This window comes from Sunxiuqinia elliptica (assembly GCF_900113005.1).
GTDB classification, from domain to species: Bacteria; Bacteroidota; Bacteroidia; order Bacteroidales; family Prolixibacteraceae; genus Sunxiuqinia; species Sunxiuqinia elliptica.
The window spans coordinates 66620-89033 of the sequence record NZ_FONW01000009.1; the positions used below are offsets into that span (position 1 = coordinate 66620).

Below are 22414 nucleotides of genomic sequence, written 5' to 3' on the forward strand. Positions count from 1 at the left end.
GTTAGGTTGATCGTTCTTTTTATCCGTTGAGGTATCAAAAATAGAAACACTGCAAATTAGAACACACTTCACGCTATTCTTCTCCTGAGTTGAGCCAAACCACTTTCTGCTCCGACTGATGTTCCTGCCCAATGATGTCGCGATAAAGCTCGGGGCGGCGTGCTTTCAGATACCGGTATCCGCCAGCTTGCTGCAATTTCTCTGGCGTAAGGGTTGCCAAGGCAAAGCTATCCTCAAAAGTCTGGCACTCAGCCAACACATCTCCAAACGGATCGACAATCATGGAGCAACCATTTTTCAGCTGATCGTCATCCATCCCAATTGGGTTGGAAAACACCGCATAAATGCCATTGTCATAAGCCCGTGCCGGAAGCCATTTCATCAGCCAGCCCCGCCCCTTCATGCTCTGAAACTCCAGTCGAAGCGAGGTCGGATCATTTTCCCGATTCTCCCATAAGGCCGGATCAACAAAACCTGCTCCAGGCCGCGTTGATGGCGTACACATGGTTACATGAGGCATAAACAGAATATCGGCGCCCAACAGTTTGGTCGCCCTTACATTCTCTAGAATGTTGTTGTCGTAGCAAATCAGAATGCCGCATTTCCAGCCCTTCAAATCAAACACACAATAGGCATCTCCCGGATTCAAATGGGGATTGATAAACGGATGCAGCTTGCGGTACTTGGCCACCAAACCATTTTGATCCACACAAACGTAAGCTTTGAACAGCTCATCCTGAGCATCTTTCTCAAACAAGCCAGCCAACACCACAATCTCGTGCTTCTTCGCAATTTGGGTGAGACGTTGCACACTCTCTCCTTCCGGAATCAACTCCGCCAAGTCCAATAGCTGTTCTTTTGAAAGGTTCCTAGCAAAGGTGTAGCCCGTAACCGAGCATTCGTGAAACGCAATGGCATCGGCTCCTTGCCGGGCAGCCTCGCCTGCTAATCGATCAATAACACCGAGGTTATAGTTTTTATCCCCGCTCCGGTTTTCAAATTGTGCACTCGCTAGTTTTAGTTTTTCCATGGTTCAGTTCGTTTGTGTTTATCGGTTTTTTGGTCAAAAATAGGCTGATCTAAAGCACTGGTCCATCAAAGGGTCCCAATGCGTTCTCCAGGTATGCAGCAACGGCCAGCGCCACCTCTTCATGCCAAGGCTTTGCAATAATCTGGATGCCGATGGGTAAGCCTTCCGGCGAAGTTCCTCCGCGAATCACCACCACCGGAAAACCCGTCAGGTTATAACTCATGGAATAACTAAAGGCCCGCAAGTCATCGCGCAGAACTCCATGATGAACCGCCGGCAACGCATTAACCGGACACAAGATAACATCAAAATTTGCAAAGATTGCCATCATGGAACTACGAAATTTAGCCCAGTCCATCATCAAGGCATCAAAAGAATCGAAGTCAGTAGGACTAGCAAACTTTAGCCACGGGATTGAATGCTCCGTTGTTCCGGAGTCACGCAACAAACGGCGGATTGAAGCACCACCGTCAGCAGCCAGCAAGCCCATCATAATTTCGTAAGTACGTTCCACCCCAGCAGGACGCTCTTCTTCAACAAGCAGTCCCCGATCAGCCAACAGATTGGCTGCACCACGCACGGCATCAGCAGTTTCATCGGATGGAGCAACGATGCCATTATCCACATGATAAGCCACCTTTAGAGCCTGGATGACCACTTGCTCCGGATCGCCAATCGGCGCAGGAACAATGCTCGGATCAATGCCATCGGGGCCGGCAAGCAGCGGAAACAGCAAGCTCAAATCCTCCACCGACCGAGTCAACGGCCCGACATGCTGGCAAGCATCCAGCACACCTCCAAAAGGCAAAATATGCCCGGTGCGTGGCACGCGCCCCGAGGTTGGTTTCAGGGTTGCCAAACCACAACAGTGAGCCGGGTATCTCAGGCTACCACCATAGTCCGTTCCAATATCGAAAGGCGAACCGCCTGCCGCAACGATGGCTGCTGCACCACCACTGCTTCCTCCCGGAATGCGGGTCAGGTCATAGGGGTTGTTGCTTGCACCATAAACCAGGTTGGCCGTTTCGTAAGAAAGCGTAAATTCTGATGTATTGGTTTTGCCCAGCAAAATAGCTCCGTGTTCCTTCAAGCGGGCAACAACCGTTGCATCCTTTTTAGGAATAGTATTCGCCCGCCCCAAGGTACCGCCTGCCGACACCAAACCAGCCGAGTCAAACGAATCTTTAATGGTCATTGGGACCCCGTGTAAAGGCCCCCTACATTTTCCGGCAGCCAACTCTTCGTCAGCCCGCTGAGCTTCCTGTCGGGCCTGATCGCCTGCCAATTGCACGACAGCATTCAATTTCGGATTCACGGCCGCTATGCGTTTTAAAAAAGCCTCAACAACGGCTGTTGAAGTCAATTCTCTTGTCTTTATTTTTTGGGCGATCGCCCTTACGGATAGTGATGTTATTTCGTTCATGTTAATCTTATTTTGGGGTGTGTTGTACTTAGCTCCGGCGACTTCTTCAGGCTAGCAAACCCAAAAAAACTTAATTTACCAGAAAGTTTTTGATACCGGAGTACTTCGACTATAATTACTAACGAACCACGTTCTCAAATAGTCTATCTATTTTATCATAAAATTCATCGGACTCACCTGTCGTTTTCCATACAATTGTTCCAGCTTCATCAATAATAACTTTGGTCGGGTACCCCATCACTCCATATTTTTCAGTAATGGTTTCATCTTGCGCGAATAAGTTCACCCAATAAAGGTCATTATCAGCAACTACCTTCTTCCAAGCAACCTTATTATCCCTGCAGGCAATACCAATAAAAGTCACCTGATCTTGATACCTCGAATAGTAAGCTTTCATTTTAGGAATCCCTTTCAGACAATACCCACACCACGATCCCCAAAATTCCAGAATAACATATTTTCCTCTAAAGTCGGTCAATGAAACACGCTTCCCTTTTTCATCAAACAAGGTAAAATCAGGAGCGATTGTCCCAGTTTCAGCTTCGTTTAAAATCGTTGAAAGATGAGTACCGAAAAAAGAATGCTGAACTTCTGGTGTAAACGCTTTGAAATGTTTAGCGATTGCATCCTCTGGAAAACCAGCCAACATCTCAGCAGAACAAATCCAGTTTGGATGTTCAACAATTATTTCTAACATTACCTGTTCTATTTGTTCTTGCTGATGCCTTAGCCTTAATCCTGTATCTTGTCGAAGTATCAACTTATTGTATTCCTCTTTCAATGCGAATAAACGTTGTGCCACCTGATTTCTCTGTTCACTAATTTCATTCCCATAAACCTGATAATTTATTCCATATTCGCCAAGTTTCGCTTTGATAGCTATTTTGTCACCTGGACGGATAAAGAAAAGTAATTCCCGATTCTCTAGCTTTTTATCACTTGACTTTTCTTCTCCAAAAGCAGCCGTAAACTGATTGCTGTTCATTCGAACTAAATGCCACATGTTCGACTCAAAATCAATGGAGCACTCAAACCGTCCATCCATACAGTCCACCTTTTTAAAAATTGGTTTTTCGCCCAACTTTAGAGGTAAAACCAATAGGTTAATACTTGCTTGCTCAATCCCTTGAATCTCTCCCGATATTGTTGTTTTCTGAGCCTTAGAAACAAGAGTAAAAGAAATACAAACTAGCAAAAGCAAAATATTTTTCATTTTAATCGAGTTAGCTTTTTTGTGTATTCGACCCCGCGCTGCCGCATCGCTTGGTATCCGTTTATAGCAATAACATCATTCAACCACAAGATACCATCTTGTCGTATCTGGGCTTAAAAAACCATCCTTTCATAAACAATTTCAATGTCCAACATGATCCAGGAGCCTGTCTTAAAGTCGTAGTATTCTTTAGAAATCAATAGTTTTAAATGATCCGGATCAACAACCTCCAAGTCACTATTGATTGTTACCGTTCTACTGACATCCTCCCTACCATTAGAACCTTGCTCCAGATAACTTTTGTCTTTTAATACAAATGAATTGTTTTCGTAATGGTAAGTCGTCCAAAACCCATAACTAATATGGTTCGCCCAACCTTCAGAGCCACCGGCTTCGGCATCTGAGCTTAACCATGTTTTTGGAAAGAAAAATGAAAGCAATTGAGCAGAATTTGTCGAATTCTCGAGCGGCCTAACTTCTAAATCAACGAAGCTGAAGGAAGTAATTTCATCCGTAAGTTCGTTTGAGCTTGATTTATCGTTGTTCAAATCAACTGCTATATCCGATTTGTACGATACAATCGTATACCGTCCGGTGTATTGCTCAAACTCCTTGTCTAAAGGATCATCACTACAAGCCACTAAAAATAAGGCAAGTAAAATAATCACGTAAGATTTCATGGACTTTTGATTTATCATGGTTTTGTTTCTAATTAGTAGCTATGTATTTTGCGGCCCCATTTCTAATGATCTTTTTGACTAATTACTTTTTTTATGGGTTCTAAGTATTTTGAAAAGGGGCTATCTGCATACGTTTCATTGAACTTGTCGATGATTGTAACAAACTCATTTTCTCCTTTTCGTCTTGATTTGGCTATAACATATCTGGCCATATAGTATTCCAAAACTTCATCATTAAAGAATTGACTGGCTAATTCCAGTTTATAAGTATGTTCCAATCCTTTTTCACGGTATTCCGAACGGAGTTTCGAAAAATCGGAATAGGGAATTGAGTCATATGTTCTTTTCCAATAATATAAATCTAAGAAATCATATAAATTCTTTGTCCCTAGAATATTCTTACTGCTCATAGGGACTAATGCTACAGCTTCCTCCCAAAACTTGCTTATTGAGTCTGGGACAGCACTATTTTGTCTCATAAACTCTCCTGTATTCATTGAAGCAATTGTACTCAATGCAGTTCCATAGTAAACTTCCCTATCTGATTTTATCAAGTTAAAAACCTCCTTACTAATCGTTCCTTCTCTTAAGAAATTATTGAGTTTTGAAAGTTCGTCTCGTTTCAAACTTAATAGATCGCTCTTAATTCCAGACATATCAGAAGTCTCTCTACTGAAATTATACAAACAAGTCCTAGGATTAGCTTGAAGTAAATTATTGTAAAATTGATGTATTGTATTATTGCTACATTTTATGGCAAAAGGTTTTTCTTTGGTAATAAGATCAATCGTCAATTCATAAGTCTCACCAGGTTCTGCAACAATCGTTGGGCTTGTCTCAAAAGCCATTGAACCTTTAACAAGAACAATCACAAAGGAGGGGTTCTCAGTTTGAAAGTGAATATTAAAATTGCCTAAAGAATCGGTATGAGTAGCGTTTGTTATTCCCCAATCGCAGATCCCTCTTATTGGAGCCGTGTATAAAATCTCGGCCGGCAAGTCTCCTAAGACTTTACCTTTAATTAAAACGTCATTACTTTCTGCACGACATAATGTAAAACCAATAAGAATTAGGAATGTAATAAGAACTGTTTGTTTCATTTTCCAAGCTTTTTTAATGTACAGCAACCTGAGCTAAGCTTATGAGCTAATGTTAGTCGAACTCAATAAGTTTAACAAATTTGAGTTTAAGCTTATTTCAGGGCCTCTTGTTTTAGTTAGGTCTGTTTTGCTTTCGCCGATCAATTTACAAAACTTTACAAAATACATGCCTGAGTTAACTCAATTTATTATGTTTCAAGGCAGGTTCTGACCGTTTGAGTATAAAAGGTTTACTGCCGCGAGAGTGTTAAACCACACGATACAACCTAGAATCCGCGGGTATCATTAACAGAAGGCTGTAAAACTTTAATGAATAGAGCTTTACAGCCAAGGTATTTTCACCTAAATTGGTGTTGCTAACAAAATACCGACATGAAGATACTAAATAGCCCGGCGGTTTCGCCATTTGGAGGATTAAACTTTGTTATTGAAGAAGTACTGAAGTTAAAGGTCAATAAGTTATTCGAAGAAAATATGCCACGATTACCTAAACAAACAACATATAGCTGGTTTGATATTATAATGTCATATTGGTCAGTTTTCCTATGTGGAGGTGATTGTGCCGAAGATTTGTCAATTAACTTGAAAGATGGTCTTGAGAATAATCCATTCATAAAGATCCCCAGTCCAGATAGAGTTCTAAACCGTCTAAAGTCATTATCTGTACCTGCCAAATATTTCTCAACTCAAAGAGGACGAAAAGAACATCATTTCTCAGTAGCTGAACAGTTAAACCGAGTAAACCTAAAGTTACTTTTACGATTGCCCGGATTTGGAAAAGACAATGTAGTTCTGGATTATGACAACACCATAATTTTCACAGAGAAAGCAGATTCAGAGCGGACTTATAAAAAGGAAAATGGATATAATCCTGGTGTTGGCTTAATAGGCCATCATATTGTTTACGTTGAAAACAGAAATGGAAAAAGCAATGCACATATTTTGCAACATGAAACCATTGATCGCATGACGGCCTTGTTAAATGAAGCCGGGATTAATATTGATGCTATAAGAGCGGATTCAGCTTCATTCACATATGACATCATCAAATCGATGGAAAAAGCAGCGAAGCGAATCTTTGTCAGAGCCAGAATGACAACTGGCATTGAAAAAGCAATCTCTAAAATTAAGAACTGGGAAGAAGTAAGCCTTGCCGATGATATAGTACTAAGGGGCTCTACTTGCTTTACTCCATTTGAACGCAAAGCAAGAGGTAATAAGAGCAAACAATCTACTCTTAAAGAATATCGGATCGTGGTAACCAAACAGGCCCGACCAGACAGACAACTGAACTTGTTTACAGGAGAAGCATACAACTATAGCATAATAATGACCAATGACTTTGAATTAACCAATGATGAAGTTGTGTTTTTCTATAATGCCAGGGGAGCAAGTGAAAGAGAGTTTGATTTATTAAAAAACGATTTTGGCTGGAATAAAATGCCATTTTCAAAACTGGAGCAGAATACAGTATTCCTGATAATTATGGCAATGTGTAAAATATATATGTGCACATGATTGGAAGATTTTCAAGACTGACAAGTATTTTATCTCCTAATTTCAGAATCAAGAAGTTCATCTTCCGCTTCATATGCATACCTGCTAAATGGGTGCGTTCGGGTAGAACAAGAAAACTAAGACTGTACGGTTCAGTCGCATTTAAAACTTAAAACAATAATAAATGAACAGGGCAAATTTTAAATAATTCTGATTGATAAGCCATGCTTAAGTGGAATCCTATGCTGTCAATTTTGAGGTGATGCTCTAATGTGATTTTTCAAGCACAGTTTTGCTCAAAAATTGATTAAAGTCACACTATGATTATTAATAAATCAAGGCAGTATACTCAAAATCCTCATGCTAAAATTATACCTGCGGATTTTAGGTACAATCGTGCGGGAGCAAGGGACTCCTCCTTGAAAAAAGGAGGAGAAAAGACTACCGTTGGCATGTACAGGTTCGGAATCAGCCTGGCAGCTTACTTGGCGTCAAACTTAAAGATTACATCGAAACCACTGTCGCGCGAAGAGTTGTTGAGTTGGAAAAACAGGAATCGGAACAGCTCATATTCCAGCTTGACTTCATACTTGGCCATGTCTTTTTCGTCGGTTTCGCCAAAGCGTTGTTCATAACTCACAAATAAATCGTTGGTAATGTATTTCCCCACCACCACCGTGGCGTTATCAAAGCTACCGTCACTCTTCACTTCAATGTAGTCCACATCGAGCTTGTTCCCCAAAAAGTTGGTTAACTGCGACGAAAGAATGGAGGCCGCAGCCTGCCCGGCAATATCGCCTGCACCAGCCACATTCTCCTGTTGATCCATGGTGAGCTCGTTCATGCTTTTGCCGAACAAAATATACGACAGCGCATCGCCTTCGCTAACACTGCTGCCATCCAGGCTAAAGGCCACTGCCGGATCGTCGGGCGTACCACTAATCCGAACGCTTAGCTCCTGCTGCACGCGTTGGGCATTCCGGAAGGGGTACTTGGCAGTTATATCCAAGTTCGGAGTCAGTTCTTCACCTCCTTCAAAACGGATGGAACCTTCATCGATCATAAAGGTTTTACCCAGCAAGTCATACTGCCCCCGCACAATCTCCACAACCCCAAAAAGCTCAAAGAACTCCTTATTTTTGACAAACTCCAGGTCACCCGAAATCTCGATGTGCATATCTTCATTTTTGATCCAGGTATTCTTCGGAATTTTGATACGAGCTTTCCCCGTTAGCTTGTCAAAATAGTCGAAGCTGAAGGTATCCACCGGAGCCAGTTCCTCGGTGCTTATTCCCAAAGTATCCCGATCCCGGCTCATCGCTTCCAGTTCGCGCATCAGAATTGGGCGAGGCATTTCCGGTGTAGTCATCCGCCCCATCATATTGAAAATGGCCGGCAGGTAAATTTCGCCTTGCGGAATCGTCAGATCACTGCTAAAGCGAACTTCATCCTTGACGCCTCCCAAGCGGGCATCGCCCGAAACTTCAAAATTAAACTGCTTATGGTTAACCGGGTTGAAACGATTAAACAACAACTCAATATTTGAATCGCTGATATCGCCCTTATAAAAATCAGAATTAAAATCGATGGTTCCCGTACCGGTCAGGGTGCCATCTTCAGAACGAACCAGCAGGGTATCCAACACCATCTGGTTTCGGAGGAAGTTGAGCTTGAATAACAGCTCGCTGTAGTCCACGCCATACTCCGGCATTTTTATCGCCCCATTGCTCAATCGTAAATCTCCTTTCGGATTGGGCGACTCCACCGTTCCGTTTACTGTGACAGCTCCGTTTAACTCGCCCCGAATATCTTCCGTTACGCGAAAGGACTGCAAAATCGCCAATGGGAATTGCTCCACAAGCAATTGAAAATCGACCGAATCCTTCGGATTAAACTGAACGGCCATACTATCCAAACGCAACTGCAAAGGCACAAAACCCGTTGCCTCAATGCGTCCGCTATCTTGTGGAACAATGCGGCTATCCACTTCAAAACGGGACGCAGCATAACGCATTTTCCCTTTCAACTCGCGCAAGGGATAGTCATTCAACGCGGCTCCCTGCACTTCAAAATTACCATCGAGCACCGGAGCATCAGCCGTTCCCGACACAGCCAAATCAGCCTGAAACATTCCAGCTACGTCAAGCTCTTGCCCGGTCAATGCCATCCAAGGGGCAATGGCTACCCGATCGATCTTCAGCTTGAAATCTTCTTCTCCATTTAAGCGAATCACTCCCGATGCCAGCAGGTACTGGCTGGTATCAGCAGTTCCCGATGCCATTTTTAACTGATCAAGCCGATAGCTAACCGAATCGATCTCCAAAGTAGCCGGTCCTTCCTGCAAAGTCATTTGCTGTTCGTAATAAGCGATCATCCAATCGTCCAGGCGAATTCGTAAGATATCGCCCAACTCCACCCCGGCTTTCAATTCCGTTTGGAGGGTTTCATTTCCGAGCCATCCACGCACACCTATGGAGTCCAATGCTCCATCGACTGCCATACTAATTGAATCTAGCTTGAGTTCTCCGACCAGCACCTCCTGCACCAACAAATCAGCCTGAAAAGAGGTATCAGCCTTGCTCAGCAAAGCTTGCGCCTGCATGTCCATTTGCTGCAAGCTGATTGTCTGATAGCGCGTCTCATTCAGCATCAAGTCTGCATCAAGCGCCAGCGAGTCCATAGTGCCCTGCAAATGAGCCTGCAGCTCACCACTCGTTTGCAGGCTATCCAGCGGAATCCATTGGGCAAATTCATTCAAGTTTGCAAAAGTCCCTTTCAAACGCAGATCAGACAACGAGCGTAAACTGTAGTTCCCAACAGCCTGCAGCTGCACAGCCTGCGATTTCAGCTCCAAAGAATCAATCTGCAAATTTTCATCAGCATAGTTAACCCGAGCCAACAAGGTATCCAGTTTGAGCTCCATCAGGCTTGAGGGCCCCATGCTGATTACTGCCTGAACAGCAGCTTTGTTCAGTTCAATTCCTTTCCCTTCAACTTGAGCAGTCAAATTCAAATCCGTTTGCAGTGTATCATTGCCCAGTAATGGAGCCAGATTTAATTTCGAGGTTTCCAGCTTTAACTGGTAAGTGGGATCAGCTAGCACCTGCTTGGCATCAGCCCAAAGGTGCAACGCTCCAAAGTCGCCCCCGCCCTCCACTTCAGCTGTCACATCACCTGCTTTCAACGAAGCATCAATTCCCAAGCGATCAACCGGGCGACTTTGAACCAGCAAATCCTGAAAAGTTCCCTGCATGTTGATTACTGCTTTTTTCGGATCCAGACCTTTTCCGTTAACCTTCAATTGCCCATTAATCCGATAGTCCAAGGTGGAATCTCCCATCCAGTGGGCTAGATCAATATTTTCAAGTTCACCATTCAATACATACTGAAGCTCAACCTTTTGGTCACCAAAAATAAAATCCCCAAAATTAGGGGCTTGCAAGTTTAGTCGAATCTGTTGCTTCTCTTCGGCAAGACTTAGGTCTGCAATCAATGCCGGGCCATCCATCGACGCCTCCAACTTAAACACAGGATTTGCCGGCAAGCTAAATCCCGGGATGAAAAAGGCAAACTCCTGAATACGCAATGGGGCGGTTTCCAGTTTTGCCGTTCCTTTAGTTTGTGGTTGCTCCTGGTAATCAGCCTGGGCATCCAACTGGTTTCGGGCCGTTTTCAAACGAAAATCTGCTAACCGGATATTGGTTGAGTCCCGCTTTAAATCAAAAGCCAACTCCTTTAGCTCCATCGTTGGATTCATGGTTTGAAAAAAGAAGTTTTCCAGCCTTATAACTTGCTGAGCTGATGATAAGCTCAGGGTTGCAGCCAGGTTAAGCCCGTTAATTTCACGGGGGATGATGCTGTCCAGAGCCTGTGTCCGAACCTGTCCTTCCTCCAACTCCAGTTTATCCAGCACAATCATCCACGGACTTGCCTCCTGCGTTGTTTCTGGCTCTTCATCTGGCTCTTCGGTCGGTAACATCAAATGTTGAACATTCCAAGATGAATCAGCCTGCTGCTCCAAGAACACGTATGGTTTTTCCAGATGAACCCACTGTACTTCCAGCCGTTGATCGAGCAAGGCCCAAAGGTTATACGCCAAATCAAGTTGATCAAGCCGGGCGACCGTATCCCCTTCATTGGTTAGCGTCAGATCCTGTAATTGCAGGTGAGTGAAAAAGTTTCCATCCACTTGACCAACCGAAAACTCGCCATTCAACATAGCCGAAACCTGCTCTCCAGCCACACGCGCCAATTTTTTCTTAACCATTGGCGTTTGCAGCAACAAGCCTGCCAGTAATACCACAAACAGAATCAGCCCCAGCACACCTGCTAAAGCCCATAAGCCATATTTTACTCCTTTTCTCACCTGATCCTTTGTCATTTATTTTGCTAAAACGCTTGTCCTACACTAATAAAAAATTGGGGACTCTTCTTCTCGTTCCAAACAGGGAACCCCAAATCGAACCTGATAGGGCCAATGGGCGTGTCGATACGCAAACCACCACCGGCGGCATAAGCCAGGTCGTTCAATTGGTAATCGTAAGCAGCTTCCCACACATTCCCCCCATCCATGAAAGCCACTCCACTCACCCGCCAAAACAGCGGATAACGTATCTCCAGGTTTGCTTCTAAAATACTCTTTCCCCCCAAAGGTGTTCCACTCTCACGCTTGGGCCCCAACTCCGATCGGTTCCACCCGCGAATGGAATTACTTCCTCCCGAATAGAAACGGTCCTCAACGGGGATAAAACCATTGGAATCTGCCGAGCTAATTCCCCCAGCCATCAGCCGGGTCGCCAACACCCCATCTCCTAATTTCTGGTAATGACGAATATCTCCCCAAAAGCGGGTATAGTTAAAATCGCTGCCAAACAAGTGTCCGTTTACTTTCAAGCCGAGCGAAAGGTTAAAGCCCTCCCGAGGTGTAAACTTAGGGCTTGAATTATCAAATACGGTGCTCAGCAAAATCCCCGATTTGTCGTAAGGAAATTTGTCGCTCTCCACATCAACAAGCTCACTGTCACCTGCCTCAATTTGCTGTTCTACATTTTCAAGATAGTAGGTTAAGGTGCTGCTCAGCCAACTATTGAAACGATAAGTCACCGGAACATTAATTCCATACGTCCGCGTTTCATAACCAGGCTCCGAGTTCCGAATGATAAACGGATTAAGGGTGATTGTACTTTTAGGGCTGAAAAACTGGGGCTGAATCCACTTCAAGCTAGCGTGGTACGGAACCAAAGCCGAATGCTTTAAGTACAAGTTAATGCGTCGGGCTCCCCCCAGAAATCCCCGGTAATTTAAATCGAGGAACGTTCGAAACTTATCTTCCGTTCCATAACCAAAGCCAACGCGAGAACTCAAACGGGGTGCTTCTTCAACATACAGCGTCACCGGAATTGGGCTCCTCAGGCTGTCCCGCTCCTTTATGGGCAAGACCGAAACAATTCGGAAGAGTTGCAGTTGATAAAGATTCTCGCGGGTGTCATTCAATAACGATTGGTTATAAAGCTTGCCATTTTCATACACCAACTGCTTCTGCAGGAAATCAGTTTCCACATGTTTGTTTCCCAAAATGGAAGTCTCGCCAAAATAGCAAACAGGCCCCGTTTTCACTTGGTAATTAATGTCTGTTTGTAAAGTATCCGAACTCAGTTCCAAGTCATAGTCCACCTCAACATAAGCATAACCTAAATTGCGAAAGGCATTGGCAATTACCAGCACATCCTGCTTGATTGCTTCGTCGCGAAAACGAGCTCCTGACTTTAATTCCAGTTCACGAGCCACCTTCCTGCGCAACGAATCCAGGTCAATCTCCTTTAATTCTTCAGTTTCGAGGATATCGACCTTATTGACCAAAACCGGTTCTCCTTCATCAACCTGAATCCGAAGTTTGACAATTTGCTTTTCGTCATCAATCTGCAAAGGAGCCAAGCTGGCTTTTGCCTTCAAAAAACCTTCGGTTTGGTAAATAGCCACTAAGCGCTGCAAGTCTAAATCAACCAGACGCTGATTAAACAAGAAGGGTTGCTTCTTCGTAATCAGCTTTTCCAGGGAGGATACTTCTTTGAGCGCCAGCTGATCAAGCAGCACATCTTCTTCCAGCGTTTTATTTCCATGAAAAACCACACTTCGCACTTCGAAATTCTCCTGCGCCAACAAATTCAGGTTAAGCACAACACTCAACCACCCTATCAATCCCAAAATCCGAAGTATCTTTATCATAGAAATTCATTTCGTTGATCAAATTAACTGAATTCTTTTCAGCTCCAAAAAGGTTCTCGGCTGATTCTTTTTCCATCAAACAGGACTTGCCTTCAATTTTTAGGAAATACCAATATCATACCAGTCGCCAAACGAATTAAACGCCAACTTTCCCACTTTATTTTCGGGGATAATTTTCCACACCATTCCCCAAAATACGGGGATTTTTAAATGCGTGAAACAATTATTACTGCTACCAAACAACCAGATTAAGCACTTGTTTGGAAATGGCACAATTCTTTCAGTTCGTTTTTATCATTGAAAGAGATTAAAAACAAGTTACGCCAAAAAAACGAAAGCTCGTGAACAGACAAACGTTAACCACAACCGCTCTAAGTCTTTTTATCGCATCGTTATTGATTGCCGTGTTGATTCTAGCCAAAGATATTCTCATCCCGTTAGCAGTCAGTGTTTTCTTTGCCTATCTGCTTTATCCCTTGTCTTGGGCCATCGAGCGGCGTGGCGTTCATCGCATTTTGGCCATTTTACTAGTTATCCTTCTTGCCCTTTTGGTATTAGGGGGTGCTGCCTTGTTTTTAAGTCTTGAGGTTTCGAATGCCCACATTGACCTGACCGAGCTGAAACAACAGGTTGACCAAAAAGCCGATGTCGTTCAGCGAGTAATGGAAACCCGACTGGGAGTTGATACCAGCACAATGGACCGTTACCTCAGCAAAGCTTCGGAGAGTATTTTCAATTCATGGCAGTCGGCTATTGGTAGTTTATTTACGGCAACCACAACAACCATTTTTCAATTAGGATTATTGCCGGTGTACACATTTTTTCTGTTGTTTTATCGAACCAAAACAGCTTACTTCATCTTTAAACTGACCGGACGCGAGAACAAACGACAGACCTTGCATATTTTGCGAGAAGTCTCACAAGTGACCACCCGTTACATGGGCGGTTTGTTGATTGTAGTGCTTATTCTGGCCATCCTCAACTCAACAGGGCTGCTGCTTATCGGTGTGCCCCATGCTTTGGTTTTTGGCGTGTTGGCAGCACTACTCAACCTCATTCCATACATTGGAACTTTCCTGGGTGGACTAATCCCCATTCTTTACGTGCTTTTCAGTACGTCCGATCCGTTTCAGATGATGCTCAAAGTATTTATTCTTTTTGCCATCGTTCAGTTTCTGGAAAACAACCTAATAACCCCCAACATTGTCGGGAGCAACATTCGCATTAACCCACTGGCCATTATCATCAGCTTGCTAGTTGCCAATCTAATTTGGGGAATTGCAGGGATGCTTATTGCCGTGCCGTGCCTCGCCATTGCCAAGATTGTGATGCGCAACGTTGAAGCATTAGAACCTTGGGCTTACCTAATTAGCGACCGGGGTGTTGCCCCTTATGAAATTTCCTTTAAACGAATTTGGAACAAGCTTACAAAACGTCGATAGTATGAATACGCATTCTTTCAAACGCAAAACAAAAAACGCCTGGACCATCCTTCGAAAATCATTCAGCCACTTCGGAGCCAATAACCCAGTGAATCTTGCTGGAACAACTGCTTACTTTGCCATTTTTTCTATCGCTCCCATTTTGGTCATTATTGTTTCCGTCTTTGGCTTTTTTGCCGGAGACCTTGCGATGAGAACCAAACTATTTGCAGAACTCGAAGTACTCATTGGAAATGAAAGTACACGTTTGCTTAAAAATGCAATCGACAATTACCAAATTACCGAACACAGTGGTTTGGGCGCCATCATTGGCGTTGTTTTCTTTCTCGTTTCGGCAACGACCTTATTCACCATGTTGCAAAACTCTATTAACTACATCTGGCGTATCCGTGTCAAATCCAATTTAAAACTGAGTATTTTAAAACTCATAAAAGATCGCCTGCTATCGTTTGGAGTCATCCTTAGCTTAGGCTTTGTTCTTCTTATATCGTTAATTGTCGATGCCTCCATTGCTTTTTTAAAAGATTTTTTAGCAACTTACCTGAATCCGAACTGGATTGTTTTGGCACAAATTGCCAATATTGTTTTATCCCTTGCCATTATTGCCGGAGTTTTCACACTGATCTACCGCTATTTGCCCGATGTTCGGGTAAAGTGGAGTGCCAGCTGGTTTGGAGGAAGTCTGACGGCTATTTTCTTTGTTGGCGGTAAGTTCATTATTGGCTTACTTATCGGAAGTAGTAATCTTGGAGCTGTTTACGGAGCAGCCAGCTCTTTCATCATCATTTTAGTCTGGATTTACTTTGCCTCTCTTATTTTCTATTTTGGCGTTGAGTTGACTCACCAGTATAGCCGGTTCTACAAACACCGCAACACGCCGGTTAATTATGCCACTCCCTTCGAAATTACGCCGATTGGTTCTGTTCAAAATAAGGCATAAAAAAACGAACTGACCAGCAATTCGCTTCTTCTAAACGATAAAGATCATAAGCTATTCAAGCTATCTTCCCCTGATAATTGAAATCAGGATTGAAATGATGGCCAAACCTAAAAGCAAGTGAATTAAATGCCCAAGTGAATAGACAAAAAATCCAAAGATCCAACCGATCACCAAGATGACTGCAATCAAATACAATAATGATCTCATACTAGCTTAATTGTTTAATTTCTTCAATTAATTCAGCTCTTGCCTTTCCAGTTTTCTCCTGAAGACGACCTAATAGTTCGTCTTCTTTTCCTTCAATATAACGAAGGTCGTCATCGGTTAATTCAGCATAGCGCTGTTTAAATTTTCCTTTCAAAATATTCCAATTTCCTTTTATTTCCAGTTTATCCATAATTTCCTATTTTATTGTGATTATTGTTTTTATTAATAGATCGTTAGATTTTCAGACATCAGACAGACTATCAGACATTTATAATCTCTTAACTTACAACACTTATCAAAGCACATAGCAAAACATCAAAGTATTAAATATCAATCAATTACAAAATATTCATGAATTTTTTTTAAGAGCTATTAGGGTGTTTAGGTCCGCTTAGGCTTAGCCATGGCTAAAACAATACCGACAACCAACACGACAGCACTCACAATCACGGGATTCCAGTTGGCTTTACTAACGGCAACATCCACACCTAAAACATTAAAACTTTCAGAATCATTCAAAGCTTGAATTCCAAATATTGCGAGACCAATGATTCCTAGAACTAACAAAACAATGCCTACTATTTTCATAATTTTAAATTTTTTAAGATTATGCCAGATATAATGAGAAAATCATGCCATCTACCAATTCGTACAAACCCCAACTCCGTTTAAAATCCCTTTATAATCAACCAACAAAGAGTAAATTAAAGGATCGCGACCTGTTCCTGAATCATCCAAAACATGTGGTTATTCGTTCCACAAACTGAGGCGAAGACTCCTCAATCCTAAAAAAAGGGGTAGCTGTTAATCAATCTTTTATAAGCTTTGGCCTCGAAATTGCAACCCACCTCGCTAAAAACAGGTAAAACCACAACAGCATGGCACTTATTGGAGCAATTATTAAGAAGGCAATTGAGTTGGGGCATTCGCTTAGCTCTACCAAAGAGTTTCATGAGAAACAGCAGCGAGTTTTGCATGAGCTGCTGGTAAAAGCAAAAGACACCCAATTTGGAAAATTCTTCCAGTTTCAGGATATTCTCTTAGGCCAAGACCTTTCCAAAGCATTTGCATCGCGGGTGCCTTTCTTTGATTATCACCAGATGGAGGCTAACTGGTGGTATCGACTTCATCAAGGAGAAGAGAATGTGAGCTGGCCGGGTAAGCCAGCCTACTTCGCTTTAAGCTCTGGCACAACAGGCAAAAAAAGCAAGCGGATACCCGTTACCGACGAAATGCTCAACGCCATTCGTATGGCCGGGATTAAGCAGGTAGGAGCAACTGCAAACTTTAACTTGCCTCCCTCCTTCTTCGAAAAAGAAATACTCATGCTTGGAAGCTCCACAAAACTGAACCAGCGGAATGGTTATTTAGAAGGAGAAATTAGTGGAATCAGTGCCAGCAACATCCCCGCTTGGTTTAAAGGCTTTTATCGCCCGGGAGAAGAAATTTCGAAAATTAATGATTGGGATGAACGGGTGCTGGAGATTGCCAAAAGGGCTAAAGAATGGGACATTGGTGCCATCAGCGGAATTCCGAGCTGGCTAGAGCTGATGATGAAAAAAGTAATGGACTACCATCACGCCAAAACCATTCATGAGATATGGCCCAACCTGCAGGTGTACACCACCGGAGGCGTTGCCTTTGAACCTTTTGAGAAAAATTTCAATCGACTTTTTGCACATCCCATCACAATTATTGACACCTATTTTGCTTCCGAAGGTTTTCTGGCTTTTCAGGAACGGCCAGACACCCGCGCCATGAAACTTCTGGTTGACAACGGTATCTATTTCGAATTTGTTCCCTTCGAACCAGAGAACATTCAGGAGGACGGCTCATTAGTTCCTGATGCACCGGTTCTTAGTTTAACTGAAGTACAGGAAGAACAAGACTATGTTCTGCTCATTAGCACTGTTGCCGGACTTTGGCGATACGTCATTGGAGACACCATTCGGTTCACCAATGTGGATCGGGCAGAAATTAAGATCACGGGACGAACTAAGTTTTTCCTCAATGTCGTTGGCTCACAACTTTCAGTTCAAAAAATGAATGAAGCCATGCTTGAAATCGAAAAGCAATTTGACATGACCATCTCTGAGTTTACGGTGGCAGCGATCCAGCGTCAAGGAGAATATCATCACTGTTGGTATTTGGGAACCGACTCCCGCTTGCCGGCAAAAAAACTAGAGGAAACTTTAGATCATCTATTGAAGGAAGCGAATAAAAACTATCGTGTTGCCCGGTCGAAAGCACTGAAAGGCCTTGAAGTTCGCCTGATTCCCAGTGCTTGCTTCCACGATTGGAATGCCCAAAACAAGAAGAAAGGCGGTCAAGTAAAAATGGAGAAAGTCATGAATGAAAATAGATTTCAGAAATGGGAAACCTTCGTTAGGGAATGGCTCAATACCCATTCATCCGTCAATGTAGAGCACCGCTAGCTGGTCCTTGCCTTGTTGCGGATTTATTCTACAGTATGCGAAAGAATATCTACAAAGCTTAGCCAGACACAACAGGCTAAACTCACACAACACCCACTCATAAACAGGCAGTTAAGGTGTATTTTTTACATTTTGGGTGTTTTTGGCATCATTTTCCAATATACCTTTTACACAAACAAGTAAACCCCTAAAAAATAGTTATTGGTATGAAACGAAAGATGACCTTTACCTTAACGATAATGACCTTCATTTTGGGAAGTATTTTTTACGCTTGCCAACCCAAGACCAACAATGATTCTTCGATTGTTGAAAAGGCCGAGCAAAAACTTAACCAGCTGGAGCAAAATCTAAGTGAATTGGATCAGGATGATCCGGATTTCAAGAAAAAGCTGAAGCAAGAACTGGAAGCCTTTGATGAATCAATGGAAGAATTGGGTGAGCAGCTTGAAGAAACAGGCGAAGATGCCAATGGAGAGCTTCAACAAGCTTTAAACAAAATTCAAGGGAAAAGCCAAACGCTTCATGAAAAACTGAAAGCCTGGACCGACCAAGCTGGCGATGAAGTTGAAGATGCAGGTCAGGAAATTAAAGACGAATTTAAGGATTTAAAGAAATCATTAAAAGATTTGGACTAGTGATAGGTTCAATGTTCATTTTGGTTTAGTTAGTTCTGGCAGGCAACATTAAGAATGTTGCCTGTTTTTATTTTAGAGACTACCATCAACCGCCCGAGCGTTTGGGCTTATAGCCTTCCTGCTGCAAAAGTTTCATTACCTGCTCCCGAAAATCGCCCTGAATAAGAATCTCCCCCTCTTTGGCCGAGCCACCTACTCCACATTTAGTTTTCAGCATTTTGCCAAGGGATTTTAAATCGTCTTCAGTTCCGACAAAGCCCGTAATCAAGGTTACAGCTTTCCCCTTTCGATTGCGCTTATCCAGGCTCACCCGCAACTTCTGTTGTTGTGGAGGTAAAGTTTCCTGCGTTTCTTCTTGCTCATTTTCGTATTCAAAATCGGGGTTGGTTGAGAAAACAACACCCAATCGTTCTTTCCAATCGTTTGCCATAGCTCTTTTGCTTTGATGCAAAAATAAAAAGAATAGTTGAAGCTTCCGATTCAGCAACAGCTTAATGCATTTTTATATGAACCTTTTAAGGATGGATTGGTTGCTGTAGTTAATGAATTAGACCCAAAACATGACACACCTGATAGAAGTAAATAGCCAGGAGGATATTCTCCCAGACTACCGTCAAACTCCGATTGGCTTACTGTTGGAGTATCAAAATCTGAACCGACGTTTTACCCATTACCAATCGCCGAAACTACTGATTGGAATGTGCATGGATAATCGGAAAAACCTATGGATTCCGGATAACTTTGCCTTTGTTATTCGCTCAGGAGGAGCCAACTTGTTTTACCACGAATTTCAGGTGTCTTATGCTATTGGCGTTGGTGGAGTTCAGCACATTGCCCTGATTGGACACACCCATTGCGAAATGGTGCAGCTTGATAACCGGAAAGAGAAATTTATTCAGGGAATGATAAAGAATGCAGGATGGAAAGAAGACACCGCTCAAATGCATTTTGAAAACCTGTCGCCATTTTTTGAAATTGGCAATGCCGTTGATTTCTTAGTTGCCGAAGCAAAACGATTGCGCCGTCGCTACCCCAAGGTAACTATTGCTCCCTTATTTTTTGACACCGAAAGCAGTAAGCTTTCTCAAATTGTAGTTGAATAACCCCCAGAGCATAGGCGTACTCCAGGGGTTCTCCAATGAATCTAAAACTTGAATAAAAATTCCGTTAACAATTAAAATGTCAATGTCAAGCCTGTCATAAAATTGATTCCGGCTTGAGGGTAATAATAGGCCCAGGTTTTCTCCACCCCTTCTTGATACCAATTACCACCATAACCATTGTTTGAATACTCTTCATCCAACAAGTTATTAACCTGAACAAACAAGTTGATTTTGCTGAAAAAAGATTCTTTCAATGTTAAGTCGCCACGCAGGTTATTTACAAAGTAGGCATCAATTTTACGATCCTCGCTGGATGTATTATCAAAATACTGTTTGCCAACATACTTTGTAATCAGGCTGAATTTAAGAATCTTCGCCGGTTCGTAAGCCAGGATACTACTTCCCATTGTCTCGGGTGAATAAGCAATATTGGTTGTTCCTAGATACTTCGATCCTTCACTTGCAACTCCTTCTGCATCATAATAGGTTGCATATTCAATGTAGTCCTTGATTTTGTTACTGCTCAAAGTAAAGTTAAAATCCCAATTCAGATTAGGAAGTACTTTCACCCCACCAACAAATTCCACTCCGGCGCGGTAGCTTTTATCCACATTGGTCATGATACTGCTCCCCACATTGTTCTTCTCCCCTGTAGGAACCAACTGGTCATGATAGTACATGTAATAAAGGTTTACACCGAAAGCTGCTTTCGTGGAACTGTACTTATAGCCCAATTCATAGTCATACAACGACTCCGAACGAGGAGTTGAACTAGGGTCTCCCTTAGCCTCTTTAAAAATCGTTCTAGTGGGTTCACGATGTCCTATTCCAAAAGAGAAATAGGCCTCTTGGTTTTGAGCAAGCTCATAGAACAATCCCATTTTGGGATTGAAAAAATCATACTCATGTGTTTGATCCAAGGCAAGCAAGTCATCATCTTGCCCCCTCATCTCGTAATTAATTCTACGATATTGCAAGTCCCCATAAACATTAAGCTGCTTAGTCAACTGACAATTCAATTTTCCAAAGACATTGAAATCAGTTTTTTCGCCCACATTGAAATACCATTCGTGTCCTTTTTCTGTATTTCCAGCGTTCCGCATCCAAATAATACGGCCAAAGTGATCACCGTCATACTTATTCCAGGCACCTCCCAAACTTGCATTCAGATTATTTCGATTATAATTCAAAGAAAAAGTGGCTCCATAAAAATCATTATCCAACCACTTCCGGCGAATCAAATCAGTCTGTTCCAGCGTCTGATCACCAATGACTACATTTTCCAATCCATAGTCAGCATAGGACTCATCTTCTTTGTACTGCTCGTAGTAACCTTCACCGTCCGTATAGTGCAAGCCCAGATTAATATTCGTAAATGGATTTAACTGACTGGAATAAAATACTTGGTAGTGATCTTGAAAATAATTATCCGTCTGATCTTTATAATACCGTTTATTCCCGAATTCATCGGTGTACTCGCCAGCAGGATTATATCTCCGATCTTCTTCCGGATTTGGGTTTCCCCACCAACTAATTCCTGTATGCTGGTTGCCGCTAATAATATTAGCCTTGATAATACTCTTCTCGGTATAGTATGCCACACTGATAAAGTAAGACTCATGATCGACAAAAGCATAATCGACATAACCATCTGAGTTGAGCTTGGAGTAACGTGCATCAACCGTAAACTTACCATCAATAAGACCAGTACCGGCTTTTACACTATTTTTATTGGTTCCGAATGAGCCAACCAAACTCTGCACTTCAGCGTAAGGTTCTCCATTAAATGTTTCAGTCTGGAAATTGATGGTTGCCCCAAAAGCGGCAGCTCCATTAGTAGAGGTACCCACCCCTCGCTGAATCTGCACATTATCAACAGAACTGGCGAAGTCTGGCATGTTTACCCAGAAAGCTCCTTGTGATTCTGAATCATTTAGCGGAATTCCATTGACTGTGACATTGATTCGGGTAGGATCTGTTCCTCTAATTCGAAGAGCAGAATAGCCAATCCCCGTTCCGGCTTCTGACGAAGTTACCACTGAAGGAGAAAGTCCCAGAAGATAAGGAATATCCTGACCAGCAGACTGTGCTTCGATATCCTCACGACTCAAATCTGTAACAGCAACCGGCGTTTTCGCTCCCGCCCGAGTTGCTGAAACAATCACCTCTTCCGCAAGAATATCTAGCGGTACCAAAACCACATTTTTGACAACGTTCTTGGTAACGTTCAAATTCACACGTTGAGCTTCGTAGCCCATGTAAGAAACTCGGAGTGTATAATTTCCGGCTTTTACATTTTCAAACTTATAAGCTCCGCCAACATCAGTTGAGGTCCCTTTATAAGTTCCGGATAGCACTAAGTTAGCACCAACCAATTCTTCACCCGATTCGTTTGTCACTACTCCCGAGACCGAGAACTGTGCAAAAGAATACACAAATAAACACTGCATAAACAGCATTAATCCTAATCTTTTCATTGTTATT

At 42.7% G+C, this 22414-nt stretch carries 18 protein-coding genes; 6 read left to right on the forward strand and 12 right to left on the reverse strand.

Features of this window, described 5'->3' with window-relative positions:
• Nucleotides 1–73 precede the first annotated feature (73 nt).
• The 5 genes from BM156_RS15225 to BM156_RS15245 all read right to left on the reverse strand — a co-directional run bounded on the left by BM156_RS15225 (nt 74) and on the right by BM156_RS15245 (nt 5446).
• Entirely contained in the window at nt 74–1030 is a 957-nt protein-coding gene (locus BM156_RS15225; RefSeq protein WP_093920753.1) for a nitrilase family protein, read from the reverse strand.
• A gap of 49 nt (nt 1031–1079) precedes the next feature.
• Nucleotides 1080–2453, reverse strand: coding sequence for an amidase (locus BM156_RS15230; protein ID WP_093920754.1), 1374 nt, complete (start codon nt 2451–2453; stop codon nt 1080–1082).
• Between the two features lie 118 nt (nt 2454–2571).
• Complete coding sequence (locus BM156_RS15235; RefSeq protein ID WP_093920755.1) at nt 2572–3666, reverse strand: TlpA family protein disulfide reductase; 1095 nt, start codon at nt 3664–3666, stop codon at nt 2572–2574.
• Between the two features lie 113 nt (nt 3667–3779).
• The gene (locus BM156_RS15240) at nt 3780–4364 is read right to left on the reverse strand and encodes a hypothetical protein (RefSeq protein ID WP_139218306.1); all 585 of its coding nucleotides are present in this window, start codon (nt 4362–4364) and stop codon (nt 3780–3782) included.
• Nucleotides 4365–4408: 44 nt separating this feature from the next.
• Nucleotides 4409–5446: a hypothetical protein gene (locus tag BM156_RS15245; protein WP_093920757.1), complete on the reverse strand. Its 1038-nt coding sequence runs from the start codon at nt 5444–5446 to the stop codon at nt 4409–4411.
• Between the two features lie 372 nt (nt 5447–5818).
• On the opposite strand from BM156_RS15245, the gene BM156_RS15250 reads away from it, so the two are divergent.
• Nucleotides 5819–6964, forward strand: a complete 1146-nt coding sequence (locus BM156_RS15250; protein ID WP_093920758.1) for a transposase — start codon at nt 5819–5821, stop codon at nt 6962–6964.
• A gap of 460 nt (nt 6965–7424) precedes the next feature.
• Here the strand turns inward: BM156_RS15250 and BM156_RS15255 are convergent, their stop codons facing one another.
• Both BM156_RS15255 and BM156_RS15260 read right to left on the reverse strand, forming a co-directional pair.
• Nucleotides 7425–11324, reverse strand: coding sequence for a translocation/assembly module TamB (locus BM156_RS15255; RefSeq protein ID WP_093920759.1), 3900 nt, complete (start codon nt 11322–11324; stop codon nt 7425–7427).
• Nucleotides 11325–11332: 8 nt separating this feature from the next.
• A complete protein-coding gene (locus tag BM156_RS15260; RefSeq protein ID WP_093920760.1) occupies nt 11333–13168 on the reverse strand; it encodes a BamA/OMP85 family outer membrane protein in 1836 nt (611 codons plus the stop codon).
• 341 nt (nt 13169–13509) lie between these two features.
• Here BM156_RS15260 and BM156_RS15265 point away from each other — a divergent pair, with 341 nt between their 5' ends.
• The gene (locus BM156_RS15265; protein WP_093920761.1) at nt 13510–14610 is read left to right on the forward strand and encodes an AI-2E family transporter; all 1101 of its coding nucleotides are present in this window, start codon (nt 13510–13512) and stop codon (nt 14608–14610) included.
• 1 nt (nt 14611) lies between these two features.
• Nucleotides 14612–15550 (forward strand): YihY/virulence factor BrkB family protein, encoded by a 939-nt coding sequence (locus BM156_RS15270; protein WP_170846977.1) that lies wholly within the window; start codon nt 14612–14614, stop codon nt 15548–15550.
• A gap of 60 nt (nt 15551–15610) precedes the next feature.
• Here BM156_RS15270 and BM156_RS20615 read toward each other — a convergent pair whose 3' ends face one another.
• The 3 genes from BM156_RS20615 to BM156_RS15280 form a co-directional block, all read right to left on the reverse strand.
• Nucleotides 15611–15757, reverse strand: coding sequence for a lmo0937 family membrane protein (locus BM156_RS20615; RefSeq protein ID WP_133464595.1), 147 nt, complete (start codon nt 15755–15757; stop codon nt 15611–15613).
• 1 nt (nt 15758) lies between these two features.
• Nucleotides 15759–15947, reverse strand: coding sequence for a CsbD family protein (locus tag BM156_RS15275; RefSeq protein ID WP_093920763.1), 189 nt, complete (start codon nt 15945–15947; stop codon nt 15759–15761).
• A 191-nt stretch (nt 15948–16138) separates the two neighbouring features.
• Nucleotides 16139–16345: a transglycosylase gene (locus BM156_RS15280; RefSeq protein WP_093920764.1), complete on the reverse strand. Its 207-nt coding sequence runs from the start codon at nt 16343–16345 to the stop codon at nt 16139–16141.
• A gap of 290 nt (nt 16346–16635) precedes the next feature.
• Here BM156_RS15280 and BM156_RS15285 point away from each other — a divergent pair, with 290 nt between their 5' ends.
• On the forward strand, nt 16636–18192 hold the full coding sequence (locus tag BM156_RS15285) for a GH3 family acyl-acid amido synthetase (RefSeq protein ID WP_093920765.1): 1557 nt from the start codon (nt 16636–16638) through the stop codon (nt 18190–18192).
• A 206-nt stretch (nt 18193–18398) separates the two neighbouring features.
• On the forward strand, nt 18399–18827 hold the full coding sequence (locus BM156_RS15290; protein WP_093920766.1) for a hypothetical protein: 429 nt from the start codon (nt 18399–18401) through the stop codon (nt 18825–18827).
• A gap of 85 nt (nt 18828–18912) precedes the next feature.
• Here BM156_RS15290 and BM156_RS15295 read toward each other — a convergent pair whose 3' ends face one another.
• Nucleotides 18913–19257: a translation initiation factor gene (locus BM156_RS15295; RefSeq protein WP_093920867.1), complete on the reverse strand. Its 345-nt coding sequence runs from the start codon at nt 19255–19257 to the stop codon at nt 18913–18915.
• 130 nt (nt 19258–19387) lie between these two features.
• Here BM156_RS15295 and BM156_RS15300 point away from each other — a divergent pair, with 130 nt between their 5' ends.
• On the forward strand, nt 19388–19930 hold the full coding sequence (locus BM156_RS15300) for a carbonic anhydrase (RefSeq protein ID WP_093920767.1): 543 nt from the start codon (nt 19388–19390) through the stop codon (nt 19928–19930).
• 71 nt (nt 19931–20001) lie between these two features.
• Here the strand turns inward: BM156_RS15300 and BM156_RS15305 are convergent, their stop codons facing one another.
• On the reverse strand, nt 20002–22407 hold the full coding sequence (locus BM156_RS15305; protein ID WP_093920768.1) for a TonB-dependent receptor: 2406 nt from the start codon (nt 22405–22407) through the stop codon (nt 20002–20004).
• Nucleotides 22408–22414: the final 7 nt, after the last annotated feature.